This is a genomic window from Stenotrophomonas sp. TWI809 (genome assembly GCF_039673205.1).
Classification (GTDB): domain Bacteria; phylum Pseudomonadota; class Gammaproteobacteria; order Xanthomonadales; family Xanthomonadaceae; genus Stenotrophomonas.
Map to the genome: position 1 here is coordinate 100,643 of NZ_JBDJLE010000009.1, position 16,135 is coordinate 116,777.

Genomic DNA, 16,135 nt, shown 5'->3' on the forward strand with positions numbered 1-16,135 from the left:
CCAGCGGCCGGCACTACCGGCACCACCGACCAACGGTCGGTGGCTACCGCGACGGACGGTTGGCGGTGCCCGCGTTGGTCAGAACTCCGCAGCGACCGTCATGAACAGCTGACGCGGCGCACTGGCGTGGATCGCATAGCGGGTACCCGTCGGATCGGTGGGGGCGAACGAACTGAGCTGGCCGGCGTAGCGCTTGTTGGTCAGGTTGGTCGCGTTGAGCGACACCTTGATATCGCGCAGGCCCATGCCCGGCCCGAACGAATAGCCCATGCCCGCATCGAACGTCGTCACCCCGGGCACCGACTGGTCGTTGGTGTAGGTGTAGTAACGCTTGCCCGTGTACTTCGCGCGCAGGCTGGCGAAGAAACCATCGCGGTTCCAGCTGATCTCACTGGAGGCCATGCGCTCGGGCGTGTCCACCGTGATCTTGCCGGCCACCGGCACGGTCGCACCGCCCGAGGTGTAATTGTCCTCGTAGGTGGTCTTGTTCCACGAGAGCGCGTTGTACCACTGCAGGCCGTCCGTCGGCTTGAGGATGAAGGTCAGTTCCGCACCGCGGCTCTTCACCGAACCCACGTTGATGAAGCGCGTGATGCACTCCGGGCGCGTGCCGACTTCGATGCTGGTGCAGGGGTTGAGCGAGAGCAGGCGGTTGTCGAAGGTCACGTGATAGGCCGCGAGGGAGGCCTGGTACGTCTCACCGAACGTACGGAAGCCGGCTTCCAGCGTCTTGGACTTTTCCGGCTCCAGCCCGGCGCTGGCCGCGAAGGATTCCGGCGAGACCTGCAGCGGGCCACCGCTGCCGCCACCGACGAAGGCGGCGATGTTCTCCGAGTACGAGGCGAACACTTCCTGGTTCGGGCTCAGCTTGAAGCCGATGCCGGCCTGCGGCAGTACCGATTCCTTGGCGGTCAGCGTGCCGGAGGCGTAGCTGGCTTCCGTGCCCGGCTTCGCGTTGGCGGTCATGCGGGTGTTCGGGCTCTTGATGCCCACATCCACGGTCAGGCGGTCGTCCAGGAAGCGCATGCGGTCCTGCACGTAGAACTGGCGCGTGCGGATGTCGAAGTCCTGATCGAACAGGCGGCGGTCCGGGTGGTTGAGGTAGCCGTCATCCAGGAACGGACCGGTGATGTAGTAGAAATTGCGCTCGACGTTGTGGTCGTTGCGCTCATACCACAGCCCTGCTTCCAGCGAATGGATGCCCCACTGCCAGCTCAGCGCGGCGGTGATGCCCTGGCGGTTGATGGTGTAGTTGGTGCTGCGGATGGAGATCGGCAACATCTCCGGGGTGCCGGGGTTGGACGGCTGGCCCGGTGCCCACCAGTGGCCCTGGCCACGGTTCTCATGGTGGTAGCCAAGCAGCTTCAGGCGGGCGCTGTCGCCCAGCGCGAGGTCGGCATCCAGCGAGTACAGGTTGTCGTCGCGCAGCGCGCGGCTCTGGTAGTACGCGTCATCGATGCTGTTGACGCCACCGGTGAACGCACACTTCTGCGCGTTGTAGGTGCCCGGTGCGCAGTAGGCAGCGGCAACGGCGCGATCCCAGTCCGGTGCGTAGATGTTCCAGTCCCAGCCGAGGCCACGTGCGAGCATGCTCTTGGACAGGTAGGCGTAGTTGGCCTGGCTCACGCGCGAGGTGGCAGCGAAGGCACCGAAGCGGTTGTCACCCACGTTCCAGATCGCCTTGGCGTTGAACTGGCGGGTGGTCTGGTTCTGGTTCGGTTCGGCCCACATGTCCGAATCCTGATGCACGCCGGACACATAAGCCGAGAAGCCATTGATGTCGCCGGTGTCCACGCGCAGGTAGCCGCGGCGCTGGTTGTCATCGCCGACGGTGACGCTGGCCTTGCCGCCGAACTCGGTGGACGGGTCCTGCGAGAAGTACTGGATGGTGCCGCCGAGGTTGCTGGTCGAGGCGACGCCCAGCGAGCCGATGCCCTGCGACAATTCTGCGCCGGCGAGATTCTCGGCGATCAGCGCACGGGCGATGCTCAGGCCGTTGTAGTTGCCGTAGCTGTTGTCGCCCAGCGGAATGCCATCCAGCGTGTAGCCCAGGCGGCTCTTGTCGAAGCCGCGCAGGCTGATCGTCTGCGATTCTTCGTTGGCGCCGAAGGCATCGTTGGACTGTACCGAGACGCCCGGCAGGCGATCGAGGATCTTCTGGCCGCTGGTGCCCGGCGGCAGTACTTCCTTGTCCACGGCCGTGATGCGCTGCACCTGGCGGGTCTCGCCCTGGCCGATCACCGAAACGGTGTCCAGGGTCTGCGCACTGAGCGCGACGTTGGCAGCGGCGGTGGCGTCTACATCGGCAGCGTTGGCGTTGGCATGGGCGGCGCACAGCGCGAGCGCCACCGCGATCGTCAGGGGTCGGGTAAGCATGGTCGTCCGTTACATGGGGGAAGATGACCTGCGCAATGCAGGTGCATGACCAGCATGCGAGCGGAAGATGAAAGGATGTTTACGGTTCAGCGCATCGCAGATGAATTGCGATGCAGTGCTCATTGACGCACTGGGTGCCTGTGGAAGGCGCGCGAGCTTGCCGGCCAGCGGCCGGCACTACTCGGGGGCGAGCTGATCCATGCGGATGCGATTGGCGAACAAGGAGAACGCAAGCATGCCGGCCAATCCGTTCGCGCGACTGACCCAATGCGGCAACCAGCGCGGCGGGCGCAGGATGCCCTCTTCGAACAGCGGTGCGAAGGCGATCGCATCGGTCAGCGACATCTTGCCGGCAAACAGCCAGCGGCAGACCTGCAGGCGGTCTTCGGCCAGCATGTGGCGGAAGAAGGTGTGCACCGAGACCAGCCCGCGCAGGTACACCGTGTCCTTGGTGAAGGCCGCGCCACCGCTCGGGGGCACGCCGCGGAACACGCGCTGGGCGGAGGCGAAGCTCTCTTCGTTGTTCTGGCCGGCCTCGCAGAAGTAGCGGAACACCTGGATGAAATCGGCTCCTTCGCGCGCCATGGCAATGGCTTCGGTGCGCAGGCTGATGCGCTTGAGGCGCTCGATGTCGATGCTGCCGGTGATCTGCTCGGCAAAGGTCGCCAGTCCTTCCTGGGTCGCGGTGACCCGCGGCGAGGACAGCGCCAGGCTGGGCAGGTGCGGCTGCTCGCGGCCGTTGAGCGCGGTCAAGGAATGCACCAGCGCCTCGTGATGGAACAACTGCGCACGGTCGTAGGCGCTGAAACGCGCACTGGTGCGCAGGCGGATCCGGTTCGGGCCGGCGGCCGCCTTGGAGATCAGGTCCGGATCGAGCTGGACGCTGATGATCCGCGATTCGAAGAAAGCATCCAGATCACTCTGCAACTGCAGTTGCAGCGCGGTGGCCGAGACCGGCACCTGTTCTTCGGGCGCAAGCAGCTCGTGGTCCAGTTCCTGCGCGATCTGGATGAAGTGGCGGGCGGCGTCGCGGGTGCTGGGGCCGTTGCCGGGCAGCGGTTGCTCGGGCGCGCCGAACAGTTCCACCGAGTAACGATCCACCTCGGCGGTGCCCAGCGATTCCAGCAGGCCGGCAGCCTGGTCCCAGCTGTGCGCCGAGCGCTGCACGTACAGGCCGATGGGATGGTCGGGATCGCATTGCGCGCTGATCGCGGCCAGCCGGTGGCGGGTATCGGTGAAATCGAGCTTGGGGTAGTCGACCTGCGGGAGCACCGGCTGCCCGCGGGCGACGCTGGCCAGGAACGGCGCCTGCAGCGCGGCCGGCCAGCTGGTCAGCCCCAGCAGTTTGATCCCGCCCACCGCCTCGACCAGTTGGGCATCGAGCGCGGTGTGGTGGGCGACGTCACGATCCACGGTCATTGGCGTGTCCATGGACGGACAGTAGCAAAAGCTATCGTCGGCCGCCCTTTCCGCCCGGCCGCCACTGCGCGCCCTTGCCCACGTGCTTGCGCTCGATGGCCTGCTGCGCCTGGCGCACGGCCAGCTTGGCCGCGGCGGCAGCCACTTCTTCTTTCAGCTTGAAGTAGTTGAGCAGGCGCTCTTCATCCAGCGTGCCGTCATCGATGGCCGCGCGGATCGCACAGCCCGGCTCACGCTGGTGGGCGCAGTCGCGGAAACGGCATTGCGCCGACAGGGCTTCCACGTCGGAGAAGCCGCCTTCGCTCAGGGCCTCTTCACCGGTCGGCTTCAGCTCGCGCATGCCAGGGGTGTCGATCAGGCAAGCGCCGGCCGGCAGCGGAATCAGTGCGCGGTGGGTGGTGGTGTGGCGGCCGCGCGAGTCGTTGACGCGCACATCGGCGGTCTTCATGCGCTCGTGGCCGAGCAGCGTATTGGTCAGGGTCGACTTGCCAGCACCGGAGGAGCCGACCAGTACCACGGTCTGGCCAGCGGCGAGCCACGGCAACAGGGCCGAGGCGCTGGCCGGGTCTTTGCCGTTGATCGCCAGCAGCGGAATATTCTGCGCTGCCAGTTCTTCCAGCACGTCCAGGGCGTCCTGGCTGTACTCGGTCTGGTCGGCCTTGGTCAGCACCACCACCGGCTGTGCACCGCCCCCGCCGACCAGCAGCAGGTAGCGCTCGATCCGGCGCGGATTGAAGTCCGCATCCAGCCCGCAGACGATGAACACCGTATCGATGTTGGCCGCGATCACCTGCTGGTGGTAATGCTCGCCGGCCGCGCCGCGCTTGATCGCGGTGCGCCGCGGCAGCAGGGCCACGATCTTGATGCCCTCCAGCAGCACCCAGTCGCCTACCGCCGCGCGCTCGTGGCTGGGGAAGCGTGGGCGCTGCCATTCCGGCGGGGATTCGGTCTTGATCGCCGCTTCGGGCGCATCGGAGACGATGTAGCCGGTGCGATGCTGCTCGATCACCCGGCCCGGGCGCGCCTGCGGGAACTGCTCGAACAGGGCCTGCCAGTCCGGCAGCTCCGGGCCGCCCGGCCAGGGCCAGCCAATGGTCTGCAGGGCAAGGTAATCAGTGGGTTCGCTCATCGTGCCCATTCTAATGGGTGTGGCGACCAGGCGTTGCCGCGGCGGAGCGGCGCAGGCGTGGACGGGTGGAAATCCTTTCATCTGCAACTGCCTTGCAGGGCTGGGCGTTGGGCCGGAAACGCTTGCCCTGCAACGCAACAATTCCGCTACCATGCGGTTTCCATGCCTGAATGACGGCCCGTTCATGTCCACGCCCCCGCTGAAGCCGCTCGCCACCCGCGAGCGCCTGTCCGAAGTCCGCTACGAGATCCGGGGCGAACTGGCGCGACGAGCGCGGGAGCTGGAGGCCCAGGGCCGCAAGCTGATCAAGCTCAACATCGGCAACCCGGGCAACTTCGGGTTCCGCGCGCCTGAGCACCTGCAGCGCGCGATCGCCGATGACATGGGCCGCACCGACCCGTACACCCACCAGCAGGGCCTGCCGGAGGCGCGCGAAGCCATCGCCGCCGCCTACGCCCGTCGCGGCGCACCCGATGCGCATCCGGATCGGGTGTTCATCGGCAATGGCGTCAGCGAGCTGATCGACCTGTCGCTGCGCGCCCTGCTCAACCCGGGCGACGAAGTGCTGGTGCCCTCGCCGGATTACCCGCTGTGGTCGGCCGCGACCATCCTCAACGATGGCCGCCCGGTGTATTACCGCTGCGCACCGGAGAACGGCTTCCAGCCCGACCCGGTCGAGATCGAGGCGCTGGTGTCCTCGCGCACCCGCGCGATCGTGCTGATCAACCCGAACAATCCCAGCGGCGCCAGCTACTCGCGCGATCTGCTGGAGCGCATCGTGGCCATCGCCGCCAAGCACAACCTGCTGTTGATGGTCGATGAGATCTACGACCAGATCCTGTATGACGACGCGCAGTTCCATGCCGTCGCGCCGCTGGCCGGCGAGCACCCTTGCATCACCTTCAGCGGCTTGAGCAAGGTGCATCGCGCCTGCGGCTGGCGCGTGGGCTGGGCGATGCTGTCCGGCGCGGCCGAGCGGCTGGGCGAGTTCCGTGCGGCGATGGACCTGCTCAGCGCGCTGCGCCTGTGCGCCAACGTGCCGGGCCAGTACGCCATCGATGCCGCGGTCAACGGGCCGGACACCATCTCGCCGCTGTGCGCGCCGGGTGGCCGTCTGTATGAAACCCGCCGCGCGGTGATCGAAGCCTGCAACGCCAGCGAGCATCTGTCGCTGGTGGCCCCGGCCGGCGCGCTGTACGCGTTCCCGGCGGTGGTCGGTGCGGCGGCACGCAGCTTCGACGACCATGATTTCGCGCTGGAACTGATGAACGAAGAAGGCGTACTGGTGGTCCCGGGCTCGAGCTTCAACGTGCCTTACCGCCACCACTTCCGCGTGACCCTGCTGCCCGAGCCGGAGGTGATGCGCGATGTGTTCGCGCGCATCGACCGCGCCCTGGCACGCCGTGCCGAGGCCAACACCAAGGTGGTCCCGCTCAAGCCGCGCAGCGCGGTGGCCTGATGGGCCGGCCGTACCTGGCGCTGGGCGATTCCTACACGATCGGCGAAGGCGTCGAGCCGTCCGGGCGCTGGCCGACGCAGTTGGCCGCCGCCCTGCGCGATATCGGCGTGGACGTGGACGATCCAACGATCATTGCCACCACCGGCTGGACCACCGACGAGCTTGAGGCCGGCATCGATGCCGACGCACCGCAGGCTCCGTTCGCGCTGGTAAGCCTGCTGATCGGGGTCAATGATCAATACCGTGGCCGCAGCGTGGACGAGTACCGCCCGCGCTTCACCGCGCTGTTGCAGCGCGCGCTCGCCTTCGCCGGCGAGCGTGCACCGCGCGTGCTGGTGCTCTCGATCCCGGACTGGGGCGTGACCCCCTATGCCGTGGCATCCGGCCGCGACCGCGTGCAGGTCGGGCAGGAACTGGATGCCTACAACGCTGCCGCTGCGGCCATCTGCGCCGAACATGACGTGGCCTTTGTCGACATCACCGACCTGAGCCGCCAGCTGGGCGGCGAGCGCGTCATGCTGGCCGAGGATGGTCTGCATCCGTCCGCCGCGATGTACACGCTGTGGCACCAGCGCGCCTTCGAAGTCACGCGCGTGCTGTGGGCGGAGCCGACCCGCTGAGCGAGGCCACGCTGCCGCTGGCCAGGGAGCAGGCCCGCCGGATCGCCACGGCGTTCCTGCCGCCGCAGCGGTTCGGCAATCGCCGCGATTATTACTACAGCCGCGGCAAGCTCGGCAGTGATCCGCTGTATCCCGGCGTGCTCGCGGCGTTGAACGATGCGCCTGTGGCGCCGTTGCTGGATATCGGCTGCGGCCTGGGGCTGCTGGCCCACGTGCTGCGCCAGCAGGGCAGTGCACTTGCGTATCACGGTGTGGACATCGACGCTGGCAAGGTCGCCCGCGCCGAGCAGGCCGGTGCCCGGGCCGCGCTGCCGGATGCACGGTTCACCTGCATGGACGCCAGCGCGGCCCTGCCCGCCCACCTCGGCAACGTCGCGTTGCTCGACGTGCTGCAGTACCTGCCCGCGCCCGCGCAGACTCAACTGCTGCACGATGCCGCCGCGCGCGTGGCACCCGGGGCGCGGCTGGTGATCCGCACCACGTTGGCTGACCACAGTGGCCGCGACCGGACCACGCGGATCACCGACATGCTCGCGCACCTGGTGGGCTGGATGGGCACGCGTCCACGCCACTATCCCGATGCCGGGAGCCTGCGCACTCCGTTGGAAACCGCCGGGCTGCAGCTGCGGATGACACCGCTGTACGGCAATACCCCGTTCAACAACTGGCTGATCGTCGGCGATCGTCCGCTCGCTGCGTAGTCGCCGTGGCTCGCGCCGCGGGCCGCACACGCGCATACTCCCGCCCCCCTTCCGGCAAGGAGCCGCCCATGCCCCGACAGACCCGACATTCCGCGCTTGGCATCGCCGCGCTGATCGTCAGCGCCTGTGGCCTGGTGATGCTGCTGCTGAGCATGCATTACGCGCATGCGCCCGAACACGCGGCCATGCGCGAGCTGCCGTGGTCGCTGGCGGCGCTGCTCGGCAGCAGTGTCGGCCTGGCCATCCTGGCCCTGCTGCTCGGCCTGGGCAGCGTGCTGCAGCCGCGCCGGCGCCGCCTGTTCGGCATCATCGCGCTGCTGGTGACGCTGGGTCTGCTGATCGCACAGCTGTCGCTTGGCGGTTGGATCCGCGACCAGTGGCACGCCTCGCATCCGCCAACAGACGCCGCGGCCGCGCAGCCCCTCGCCCCCTGATTCCTCCGTTTCACCGCATCGACAAGGAGCCCTGATGCACACCCCTCATTCCGGCATGGGTATTGCCGCGTTCATTACCGCCCTGTGCGGTGCCGTGTTGATGCTGGGCCTGATCGTCATCGCCGGCATCATCGAGACCACCACGCCCGGCGGCATGGAGGAGACCTCGATGTCGGCGATCCTGGTCGGCCTCGGCTTGATGTGCACGGCCCTGATGCAGCTGGTGGCCTTTGGCCTGGGCGTTGCCGGTGCAGTGCAGGCAGACCGCCGCCGCGTGTTCGCGATCCTCGGCCTGGTGATCTCGATCGGCAGCATCCTCGGTGTGGTGCTGCTGATGATCATCGGCTCCCTGAGCTGATCCCCGCACTCCCGCCGGCGTAGCCCTCGGCCTCAGTCCGGCAGCCCGGCGTGCAGGCCACGTGCCTGCACCGCCTGCAGCACCGCCTCGATGATGGCCAGGTTGTGGCCATGTGCGGCGCCCTCGTGCAGCAGCACGATGCTGCCCGGCGCCAGATCACGGGTGATCCGTTCGACCACCTGATCGGGCGTGCACTCCACCCCGTCGAAACCGCGCGCGCTCCAGCCCACCCGGGTCAGCTGCCACTGCTTCAACGCGGGGGCCACGAATGGATTGGTCATCCCGACCACCGAGCGGTACCAGCGCGGTGGCGTGCCGGCGATCGCGGTGAGGGCCTGCTGGCATTGCGCGATCTCCGCGGCCATGGCCTGTCGCCCCAGCCGCCAGAAACGCGTCTGCGGGTGGCGGTGGCTGTGGTTGCCCAGGCTGTGCCCCCGGGCCAGCATCGCGCGGACCAGGTCCGGCTGCGCCTGCGCGCGTTCACCAACCAGGAAAAAGGTCGCCCTGGCCTCGTAGCGGTCCAGCAGATCGAGCACCGCCGGGGTTTCCGCCGACGGGCCATCATCGATGGTCAGCCAGACCTTGCGGGCATCCCCGGGCAGGCGGCTGAGCACGGGGGCGTAGAAGCGGCTGTTGGGGAGGAAGACCGGCACCATGAACAGGGCATGCGTGGCCACCATCAGCGGCAGGCCGTAGCGCCAGCCCCAGGCGGCCCAGACCAGCACCACCAGCAGCTGCGACAGCACCAGCCACGGCAGCCAGCGCCAGGGGCGGCGGGGAATGCGATACAACGTTTCCGGTACGGTCATGCCCCATGATGCCATGCCGCGTAGAATAGGCGGTTCGCATATCCGGACCCTGACCGTCATGTCCCTTGATCCCGCCCTGCGCTCGCGCATCGAATCCATTCTCAACGCCAACCGCGTCGTGCTGTTCATGAAGGGTCAGCCGAGCATGCCGCAGTGCGGTTTCTCGGCCAAAGCCGTCGGCGCCCTGCAGGACCTCGGGGTGGAGTTCGACCACGTCAACGTGCTCGCCGACGCCGACATCCGCGAAGGCATCAAAGCCTATGGCGAGTGGCCGACCATTCCGCAGCTGTACATCGACGGCGAGCTGATCGGTGGCAGCGACATCATCCTGCAGATGGCCGGCAACGGTGAGCTGAGCAGTGTGCTCGGCCTTGCCGCCCCCGACCGCACCCCGCCGCGCATCACCGTGACCCCGGCCGCCGTGGAAATGCTGCGTGGCGCGCTGGCCGATTCCCCGGGTGCCTCGCTGCAGCTGGGCATCGACGCGCGCTTCCAGCCGAACTTCCAGCTCGCCCCGCACGACGACAACGCGATCGCCGCCGAGTCCAACGGCCTGCGCGTGCAGTTCGATCTGGCCAGCGCCCGCCGCGCCGAAGGCATCACCATCGACTGGGTGGACGACATCCGCGGCAAGGGCCTGGCGATCGACAACCCGAACGCGCCCAAGGCCGTTCAGGAACTGAGCGTGCGCGACGCTGATGATCAGCTCCGCGCCGGCAGCATCACCGTGGTCGACGTGCGTCCGGCCGACGAGCGTGCGATCGCGGCGATCAACGCCCCGTTCGAAACCTTCGACGGTGACAACCGCGCCCGCCTGGAAGCCCTGCCCAAGGACACCGCGCTGGCCTTCCTGTGCCACCACGGTGGCCGCAGCGCGCAGGCCGCCGAGCAGTTCCGTGCCCTGGGCTTCACCAAGGTGTCCAACATCACCGGCGGTATCGACGCCTGGTCGAACGAGGTGGACAACGGCGTGCCGAAGTACTGATCTTCAGCACGTTGCGGGTAAGAAAAACGCCGGCATTGCCGGCGTTTTTTTGTTCGTGGCGCCGGTGGCGTCCTTCCACCGGTCAACCCGCAAACCCACCCTCGGCCAGATAATCCAGCTCTTCCGGCGTCGGCATCCTCCCCAGCACCGCATTGCGGTGCGGGAAGCGCCCGAAGCGGCGGATGATGTCGCGGTGCAGTTCGGCGAACTGCAGGTATTCCTTGTCGCCCAGCGCATCGAACATCGCCACCGAACGCTCCTGGTCCTGCGGATCCTCGGAGTGCTCGAACGGGAGGTAGATGAAGGCCCGCAGTTTGGGCACCAGTTGCAGATCCAGGCCCTCCTCCACCGCACGCATGGCGTAATGCCGCGCCAGGCCATCGGTGGCGTAGGCGTGCGCCGTATCGCGGAAGCAATTGCGCGGGAACTGGTCGAGCAGGATCATCAGCGCCAGCGCGCCTTCTGCGCTGCTCAACCAATGCTCGCGCGCGCGGCGGGCGGCGGCAAAATGTTCTTCCTGGAATTGCTGGCGAAACCGCGCATCGAACGCGTCATCGCGCGCGAACCACTGCTGCGGTCCGGCGTCGCGCCAGAACTCCACTACTTGTGCCGCCACGTCCATTCACTACCCCTGTGGATGGCACGCCCCAAGACGTCCATCCGTTCCATTGCCGTTACTCGTCAAAACGCAGGTGGCGGACCGACTTGCCGTTGCGCCGTATCAGCTTAAGCGCCTCGATACCGATCTGGATATGGTTCTCGACGAACTGTGAGCTGACCTTGGCGTCGGAGACCTCGGTCTTCACGCCGTCGGGAATCATCGGCTGGTCGGACACCAACAGCAAGGCCCCGATCGGGATGTGGTTCGCAAAACCGGCCGCGAACAGGGTCGCCGTCTCCATGTCGATGGCCATGCAGCGCATCACCCGCAGCTTTTCCTTGAAGGCCTCGTCGTGCTCCCAGACCCGGCGGTTGGTGGTGTAGACGGTGCCGGTCCAGTAGTCGTGGCCGAGGTCGCGGACCATGGTCGAGACCGCGCGCTGCAGGGCAAAAGCCGGCAGGGCCGGGACTTCCGGCGGCAGGTAGTCGCTGGAGGTGCCCTCGCCGCGGATCGCGGCGATCGGCAGGATCAGATCCCCCAGCTGGTTCTTGCGCTTGAGCCCACCGCACTTGCCCAGGAACAGCACCGCCTTGGGCATCACCGCCGACAGCAGGTCCATGATGATGGCCGCGTTCGGGCTGCCCATGCCGAAGTTGATCAGGGTGATGTCGTCGCTGGTGACGCTGGCCATCGGCCGGTCCGCGCCTTGGATGGGGGCACCGGTCAGCTGGGAAAAGGTGTGCAGGTAGCCACCGAAGTTGGTCAGCAGGATGTGCTGGCCAAACTGCTCCAACGGCACGCCGGTGTAACGCGGCAGCCAGTTTTCGACGATGTCCTGTTTGGTTTTCATGGGGCTGTTCCGACAAACGACAGGCGACAATTCTGCGAGACCGGCCGCGCGGCGTCGAGCGTGGCCGCTTACTCCCGGTGGTCGATCCCATCGGCCCTGCCCTTGAGGACAAGGGAGACCAGCGAAAGGAGGGCAGCCGGTATGGCCAGCAGCAGGACGAGGGCCGTTGGCGCACCGAACGCCCAGAGCGAGGCGGCAAAGGCGATGGACGATATGCCGACAAACGGAAAGGCGTACTGGATCTGTTTGATCACCAGGTAGCTGGCGGTGGCCGTCAGCAGGGAGAGTGCTGCGAGGAGGATGCGCGCTTCTTTGGGCAGCGCGCTGGGCGACTGCTCGAAGAATCCAGCCACCAGCATGAGGCCGGACGCGAACGCCAGCAGGACAAGCAACCGGTGGTAATGCGTGGCGTGCTTGCGATCGAAGCCTTCGGTAACGTTCATCGACACTTCCTTGTGAATGCAGAGTGGCACGGACGGCCCCCGCCTGTCTGACCCTCCCACGCTGGATGATCACGGCGCAAGTGGCGATCGCGACCTCACGGCCGCAGGCAAGAAAAAGGCGGCCAATGGCCGCCTTTTCCCGTTTACCAGTACCGCTGGATCAGAACTGCACGGACCAGCGCGCGGTGACGCTGCGGTCGCGGGCGTCGTCACCGAAGGTGCCGTTGTAGCCCAGCTCCAGCTGGTTGCGCGGGCTCAACCAGGCCGACAGGCCCAGCTCGGCGACCACGGCGTTGTCGGCAATCGCCGCACCGCTGACCGCGAAGCTGCTGCCGCCGGTCCAGGCCAGATCGGCGACCTGGCTGCGGTCGCCGGAGGCACGGCGGTAACCGACGCCACCGCGCACGTGCAGCCAGCTTTCCTGCTGCCACGAGGTCTTCAGGCCCTTGTCGAACCGAACACCGGCGGTCGCCACGTTGGTGCGGGTGTCGGCGACCTGGCCGTGCAGTGCCGCAGCACCGCCCTGCTCGGTGATGCCGTCCACGTCCACCTCAACGCGCGCGAACTGCAGGTACGGCTCCAGGCCACCTTCGCGACCACCGAAGCGGTATGCGCCCTCGATGAAGCCCTGGCGGGTGGTGGCGTCGTACGTGGCCGACAGCGCGTCCTGGTAGCCGGCAAACGTCAGCTGACGCTTGCTGTCCACGTCATGGCGGGAATAACCCAGACCGGCGCGCAGACCGAACGCCCCCCACTGATTGCCCACGTAGGCACCGAAGTGGGTGTTGTCGATCTCCGACCGGGCGCCGCGAGCCGCGGCCTGCTTGATGTCGGTCCGGCCGGTACCAACCAGCCCACCGACCTGCCAACCGCCGCCGAACACATGATCGGCACCGACCAGCAGACCATTGCTGTTGGAATCGGTGCGCGCGGCATTGGCATCGCCGTCGAGCTTGCCGCTGCCACCGATCGCCTGCACCCACGCGCCGCCACCGGCCGCCTCATCCGCGGCCCCCGGCGAACGCACACCCACGGCACGGCTCAGCGCCGCATCACGCAGGTAACGGCTGCTTTCCACCAGCGCCATCGGCGTGGCGGCGTGGAGTTCACCACTCAGCGCGTCCAGTGCCGCACCGACCTGGGCCGGGAACAGCTGGGTCAGCGGCTTGGGCAGGCCCTGGTTGATGGCCAGGCCATCGGCGCTGGTGGCCACGGCGATCTGGTTCGGCGTGACCGCAGCGCTGGCCAGCGCGTTGCCGCGGGCGACGTCGATGCGCAGCCCATTGGCGCTGTAGCCCAGGCTGAACTTCAGGAACGGCGAGAAGGCCGAGAAGTCGGTCGTGGCGAACTGACCGTTGATGCCACCGGCGGCCTGCAGGAAGTTGAACTGCTCACCAAGGTAGTACACGCCGGCTTCCGGCAGTGCCTTCAGGGTGCCATCCAGCGTGGCCGTACCGGTGACGCGCAGCAGATCGCTGCGGCTGCCCGGGGCCAGCTCGGCCTGGTAGATGCCGGTGGCGGTCTGCACGTAGTCGCCGTTGATGGTCAGCGTGCCGATCGAGTTGCCCGGGGCGATGATGCCTTCCACGCGGGTGCTGCCCAGCGTGCCGACGCCCTTCAAGGTGCCCTTGGCACCGACCACCGTCGCGCCATCCTGCTGCACGCCGTTGAAGGACACGGTGCCGGCGGTGACGAACAGGTCCGAGCCGTCCAGCAGGGCACCGGCATTGACGCGGGTGGCACCCGACGAGGTCAGCGAGCTGTCGAGCAGCCGGCCATTGAGCACGAAGCTGCCGCCGCTGCCGACGCTGGTGTCGCCCGCCTGCTGCAGACCGTTGAACGTGACCGAACCGCCGGTCACGTTGAGCGCCGAACCCTCGAGCACGCCCGTGGTGGAGATCACGCTGCTTCCCCCCAGGCTGTTGAGCGTGGTGGACACCAGGCTGCCGTTGAGCAGGAACTGGCCGCCCTGTACATCGACCGAAGCGGTCAGTGCATTCGCACCGTCCAGTTCCAGCACGCCGTCGCGCACGATGGCGCCGTTGAAGCTGTTGTCGCCGCTCAGACGCAGCCAGCCGATACCGGACTTGGTCAGCTTGCCCGGGCCGCCGATGTCATTGGTCCAGTCGTCCCACGCATCGCCTTCCCACACCTTCAGGCCACCGGCTTTCTGGTTCATGACCACGTCGGTGTCCACGCGCAGCAGGCCGTAGCCTTCGATGGCGGTCTTCAGATCGACCATGCCCCAGCCGTAGATCGCATCGACGCCGGGCGCGCCCAGGTCGCGTGCCGTGGTCAACAACACATCGCGCACCTGTGCGTTGTCGAGGTACGGGAAGCGCTCCATCAGCAGACCGAGCGCACCGGTGATGTGCGGTGCCGCCATCGATGTGCCGGTCTTGTAGCCGTAGGTGTACTCAGGGCTTTCGCTTTCGATGAGAAAACGCAGGTAATCCTCGGTCAGCTCCATGCGACCGTTGATCTCGCCGGCCACGATCGTGCTGGCGATGTTGGTGCCCGGTGCGGACAGGCACCAGTTGGCCGAAGCACCACAGATGCTGGAACTGGCATCAATGACGTAGTCCGTCTCACCTGCGGTGGGGAGACGGACATTCGCGACGGCCAGCCAGTACGGCTCGATCTCCGGGTTCCAGCGCGGCAATGCCGCCGTGATGCCAGCCATGCCGCCAGCAGAGTTGCCTGCCGACCACACCTGGATCAGCTTGGAACCCGGTGCACCCTCCGTTTCACCATAGATGCTGCCGTAGACGCCGTAGTCCGCGCCGATCGCAGCGTACTGCGCATCCAGGCTCTCCACCGTGGCATGGCGGGTCGAGATGCCCCAGCTGTGATTGAGCGCGCGCACGCCCTGCGCGTCTGCCTGGGCATACATGTCCAGTGTGGCGGCATCGTCCGGATCCGTGCGATACAACGCGCGCGGCCGGTAGAAGTTGTCAGGATCCAGGCGCCACTCGTAATACGTGTCGCCAAAGACGCGGGCAGCGGTCAGGTTGGCGCCAAAGGCCACGCCATGCATCCCGTTGCCATCGCGGTTGGCGCCGACGGTGCCCAACACGTGCGTGCCATGGTCGGCGTAGCTGAAGCCGTACGGCTGGCCTGCCGCGATCAGGCGATCAGCAAGCGCAGGCGGCACACCCGGCCCCAGACCGTAGTAGTTATACCCGGGCTGGTCGCCCCGGGTGCTGCCGCAGGCACCTTCGCCCGCCACGATGCTCGGGTCGGCGCAGCCGCCGTTGCCGATGGAGATGCTGGACGTGTTGCGTCCGGCGAATTCGTCGTGGGCAAGGGCAGAGCCCGAATCGAACACGCCCAGGCGCACACCCTGACCGGTAAGGCCGCGCGCATACGCGTAATCAGCCCCCATCGCGGCCAGACCCCAGTCGGCATTGAACTCATCGCTGTGCCAGCTTTCCACATCACCCGGCTTGCCGAGGATGGGGTTGGCCGCCTCGGCGCTGACGCGCGGGCTGGTGAGGTAACCGGCCTGGCCAATGGAGGCGGTGGGCGCGGCAAACGCCGCCGCCAGCCGGACGCTCTGCAGATCACGGCCGAATGCGGCGGACTGCTCGGCGCGCTGCTGCTGATAACGCTGCAGGGCATCGCTGGTAGGAGTGGCCAGCGCCGGAACGGCGCTGGCGGCAAGCAGGGTGCCGATGATGGCCGAGGCCAGCAGGGACGGCGAAGGGCGACGGAACGTCGCGCGGGACAGTGAATTCACGGTCATGTACTGAGAACTTCCTTGATCTGGTTCGAGTGTTGGAATCTGGAACTGGATGCACTGCGACTCTCTTGCGACGGGCGCGCATCGGTCCTCGCCGCCGCTTTGAGCCTACCCGAAAAATTCATGAAAAGTTCACAATTGTTTCTCATATCAGTGCTAGGTCTCATTTGCTAAAACTATGCAGAAGGTCACTTGGCAAACGACCCGCG

The 16,135-nt window shown here is 67.1% G+C and carries 14 protein-coding genes; 6 read left to right on the plus strand and 8 right to left on the minus strand.

Annotated features, from left to right (window positions below; all coding sequences use genetic code 11):
• Positions 1 to 78 precede the first annotated feature (78 nt).
• From ABE472_RS09415 to rsgA, 3 genes are all read right to left on the minus strand, one after another.
• A complete protein-coding gene (locus ABE472_RS09415; RefSeq protein WP_346466066.1) occupies positions 79 to 2,376 on the minus strand; it encodes a TonB-dependent receptor in 2,298 nt (765 codons plus the stop codon).
• A 177-nt stretch (positions 2,377 to 2,553) separates the two neighbouring features.
• On the minus strand, positions 2,554 to 3,807 hold the full coding sequence (locus ABE472_RS09420) for a flavohemoglobin expression-modulating QEGLA motif protein (RefSeq protein WP_259259171.1): 1,254 nt from the start codon (positions 3,805 to 3,807) through the stop codon (positions 2,554 to 2,556).
• Positions 3,808 to 3,826: 19 nt separating this feature from the next.
• Positions 3,827 to 4,933, minus strand: coding sequence for a ribosome small subunit-dependent GTPase A (rsgA, locus tag ABE472_RS09425; protein WP_265308967.1), 1,107 nt, complete (start codon positions 4,931 to 4,933; stop codon positions 3,827 to 3,829).
• A gap of 175 nt (positions 4,934 to 5,108) precedes the next feature.
• On the opposite strand from rsgA, the gene ABE472_RS09430 reads away from it, so the two are divergent.
• From ABE472_RS09430 to ABE472_RS09450, 5 genes are all read left to right on the plus strand, one after another.
• Positions 5,109 to 6,383: a pyridoxal phosphate-dependent aminotransferase gene (locus tag ABE472_RS09430; RefSeq protein ID WP_313209132.1), complete on the plus strand. Its 1,275-nt coding sequence runs from the start codon at positions 5,109 to 5,111 to the stop codon at positions 6,381 to 6,383.
• Positions 6,383 to 7,003: a GDSL-type esterase/lipase family protein gene (locus tag ABE472_RS09435; RefSeq protein WP_346466067.1), complete on the plus strand. Its 621-nt coding sequence runs from the start codon at positions 6,383 to 6,385 to the stop codon at positions 7,001 to 7,003. Before ABE472_RS09430 ends, ABE472_RS09435 begins: the two co-directional genes overlap by 1 nt.
• A gap of 17 nt (positions 7,004 to 7,020) precedes the next feature.
• Positions 7,021 to 7,704, plus strand: coding sequence for a class I SAM-dependent methyltransferase (locus ABE472_RS09440; RefSeq protein WP_346466082.1), 684 nt, complete (start codon positions 7,021 to 7,023; stop codon positions 7,702 to 7,704).
• Positions 7,705 to 7,772: 68 nt separating this feature from the next.
• Positions 7,773 to 8,138, plus strand: a complete 366-nt coding sequence (locus tag ABE472_RS09445; protein ID WP_313219624.1) for a hypothetical protein — start codon at positions 7,773 to 7,775, stop codon at positions 8,136 to 8,138.
• Between the two features lie 34 nt (positions 8,139 to 8,172).
• Complete coding sequence (locus ABE472_RS09450) at positions 8,173 to 8,496, plus strand: hypothetical protein (RefSeq protein WP_313209129.1); 324 nt, start codon at positions 8,173 to 8,175, stop codon at positions 8,494 to 8,496.
• 32 nt (positions 8,497 to 8,528) lie between these two features.
• On the opposite strand, the gene ABE472_RS09455 is transcribed toward ABE472_RS09450, so the two are convergent.
• Entirely contained in the window at positions 8,529 to 9,305 is a 777-nt protein-coding gene (locus tag ABE472_RS09455) for a polysaccharide deacetylase family protein (RefSeq protein WP_313219622.1), read from the minus strand.
• A gap of 58 nt (positions 9,306 to 9,363) precedes the next feature.
• On the opposite strand from ABE472_RS09455, the gene grxD reads away from it, so the two are divergent.
• Complete coding sequence (gene grxD / locus ABE472_RS09460) at positions 9,364 to 10,290, plus strand: Grx4 family monothiol glutaredoxin (RefSeq protein ID WP_121039705.1); 927 nt, start codon at positions 9,364 to 9,366, stop codon at positions 10,288 to 10,290.
• 82 nt (positions 10,291 to 10,372) lie between these two features.
• On the opposite strand, the gene ABE472_RS09465 is transcribed toward grxD, so the two are convergent.
• The 4 genes from ABE472_RS09465 to ABE472_RS09480 all read right to left on the minus strand — a co-directional run bounded on the left by ABE472_RS09465 (position 10,373) and on the right by ABE472_RS09480 (position 15,929).
• Positions 10,373 to 10,912 carry a DUF924 family protein gene (locus tag ABE472_RS09465; RefSeq protein WP_346466068.1) on the minus strand — a complete coding sequence of 180 codons (540 nt, stop codon included), beginning with the start codon at positions 10,910 to 10,912 and terminating at the stop codon, positions 10,373 to 10,375.
• A gap of 52 nt (positions 10,913 to 10,964) precedes the next feature.
• On the minus strand, positions 10,965 to 11,741 hold the full coding sequence (locus ABE472_RS09470; protein ID WP_088432404.1) for an AMP nucleosidase: 777 nt from the start codon (positions 11,739 to 11,741) through the stop codon (positions 10,965 to 10,967).
• 68 nt (positions 11,742 to 11,809) lie between these two features.
• Positions 11,810 to 12,184 (minus strand): hypothetical protein, encoded by a 375-nt coding sequence (locus tag ABE472_RS09475; protein ID WP_313219621.1) that lies wholly within the window; start codon positions 12,182 to 12,184, stop codon positions 11,810 to 11,812.
• Positions 12,185 to 12,344: 160 nt separating this feature from the next.
• A complete protein-coding gene (locus ABE472_RS09480; protein ID WP_346466069.1) occupies positions 12,345 to 15,929 on the minus strand; it encodes an autotransporter domain-containing protein in 3,585 nt (1,194 codons plus the stop codon).
• Positions 15,930 to 16,135 lie beyond the last annotated feature (206 nt).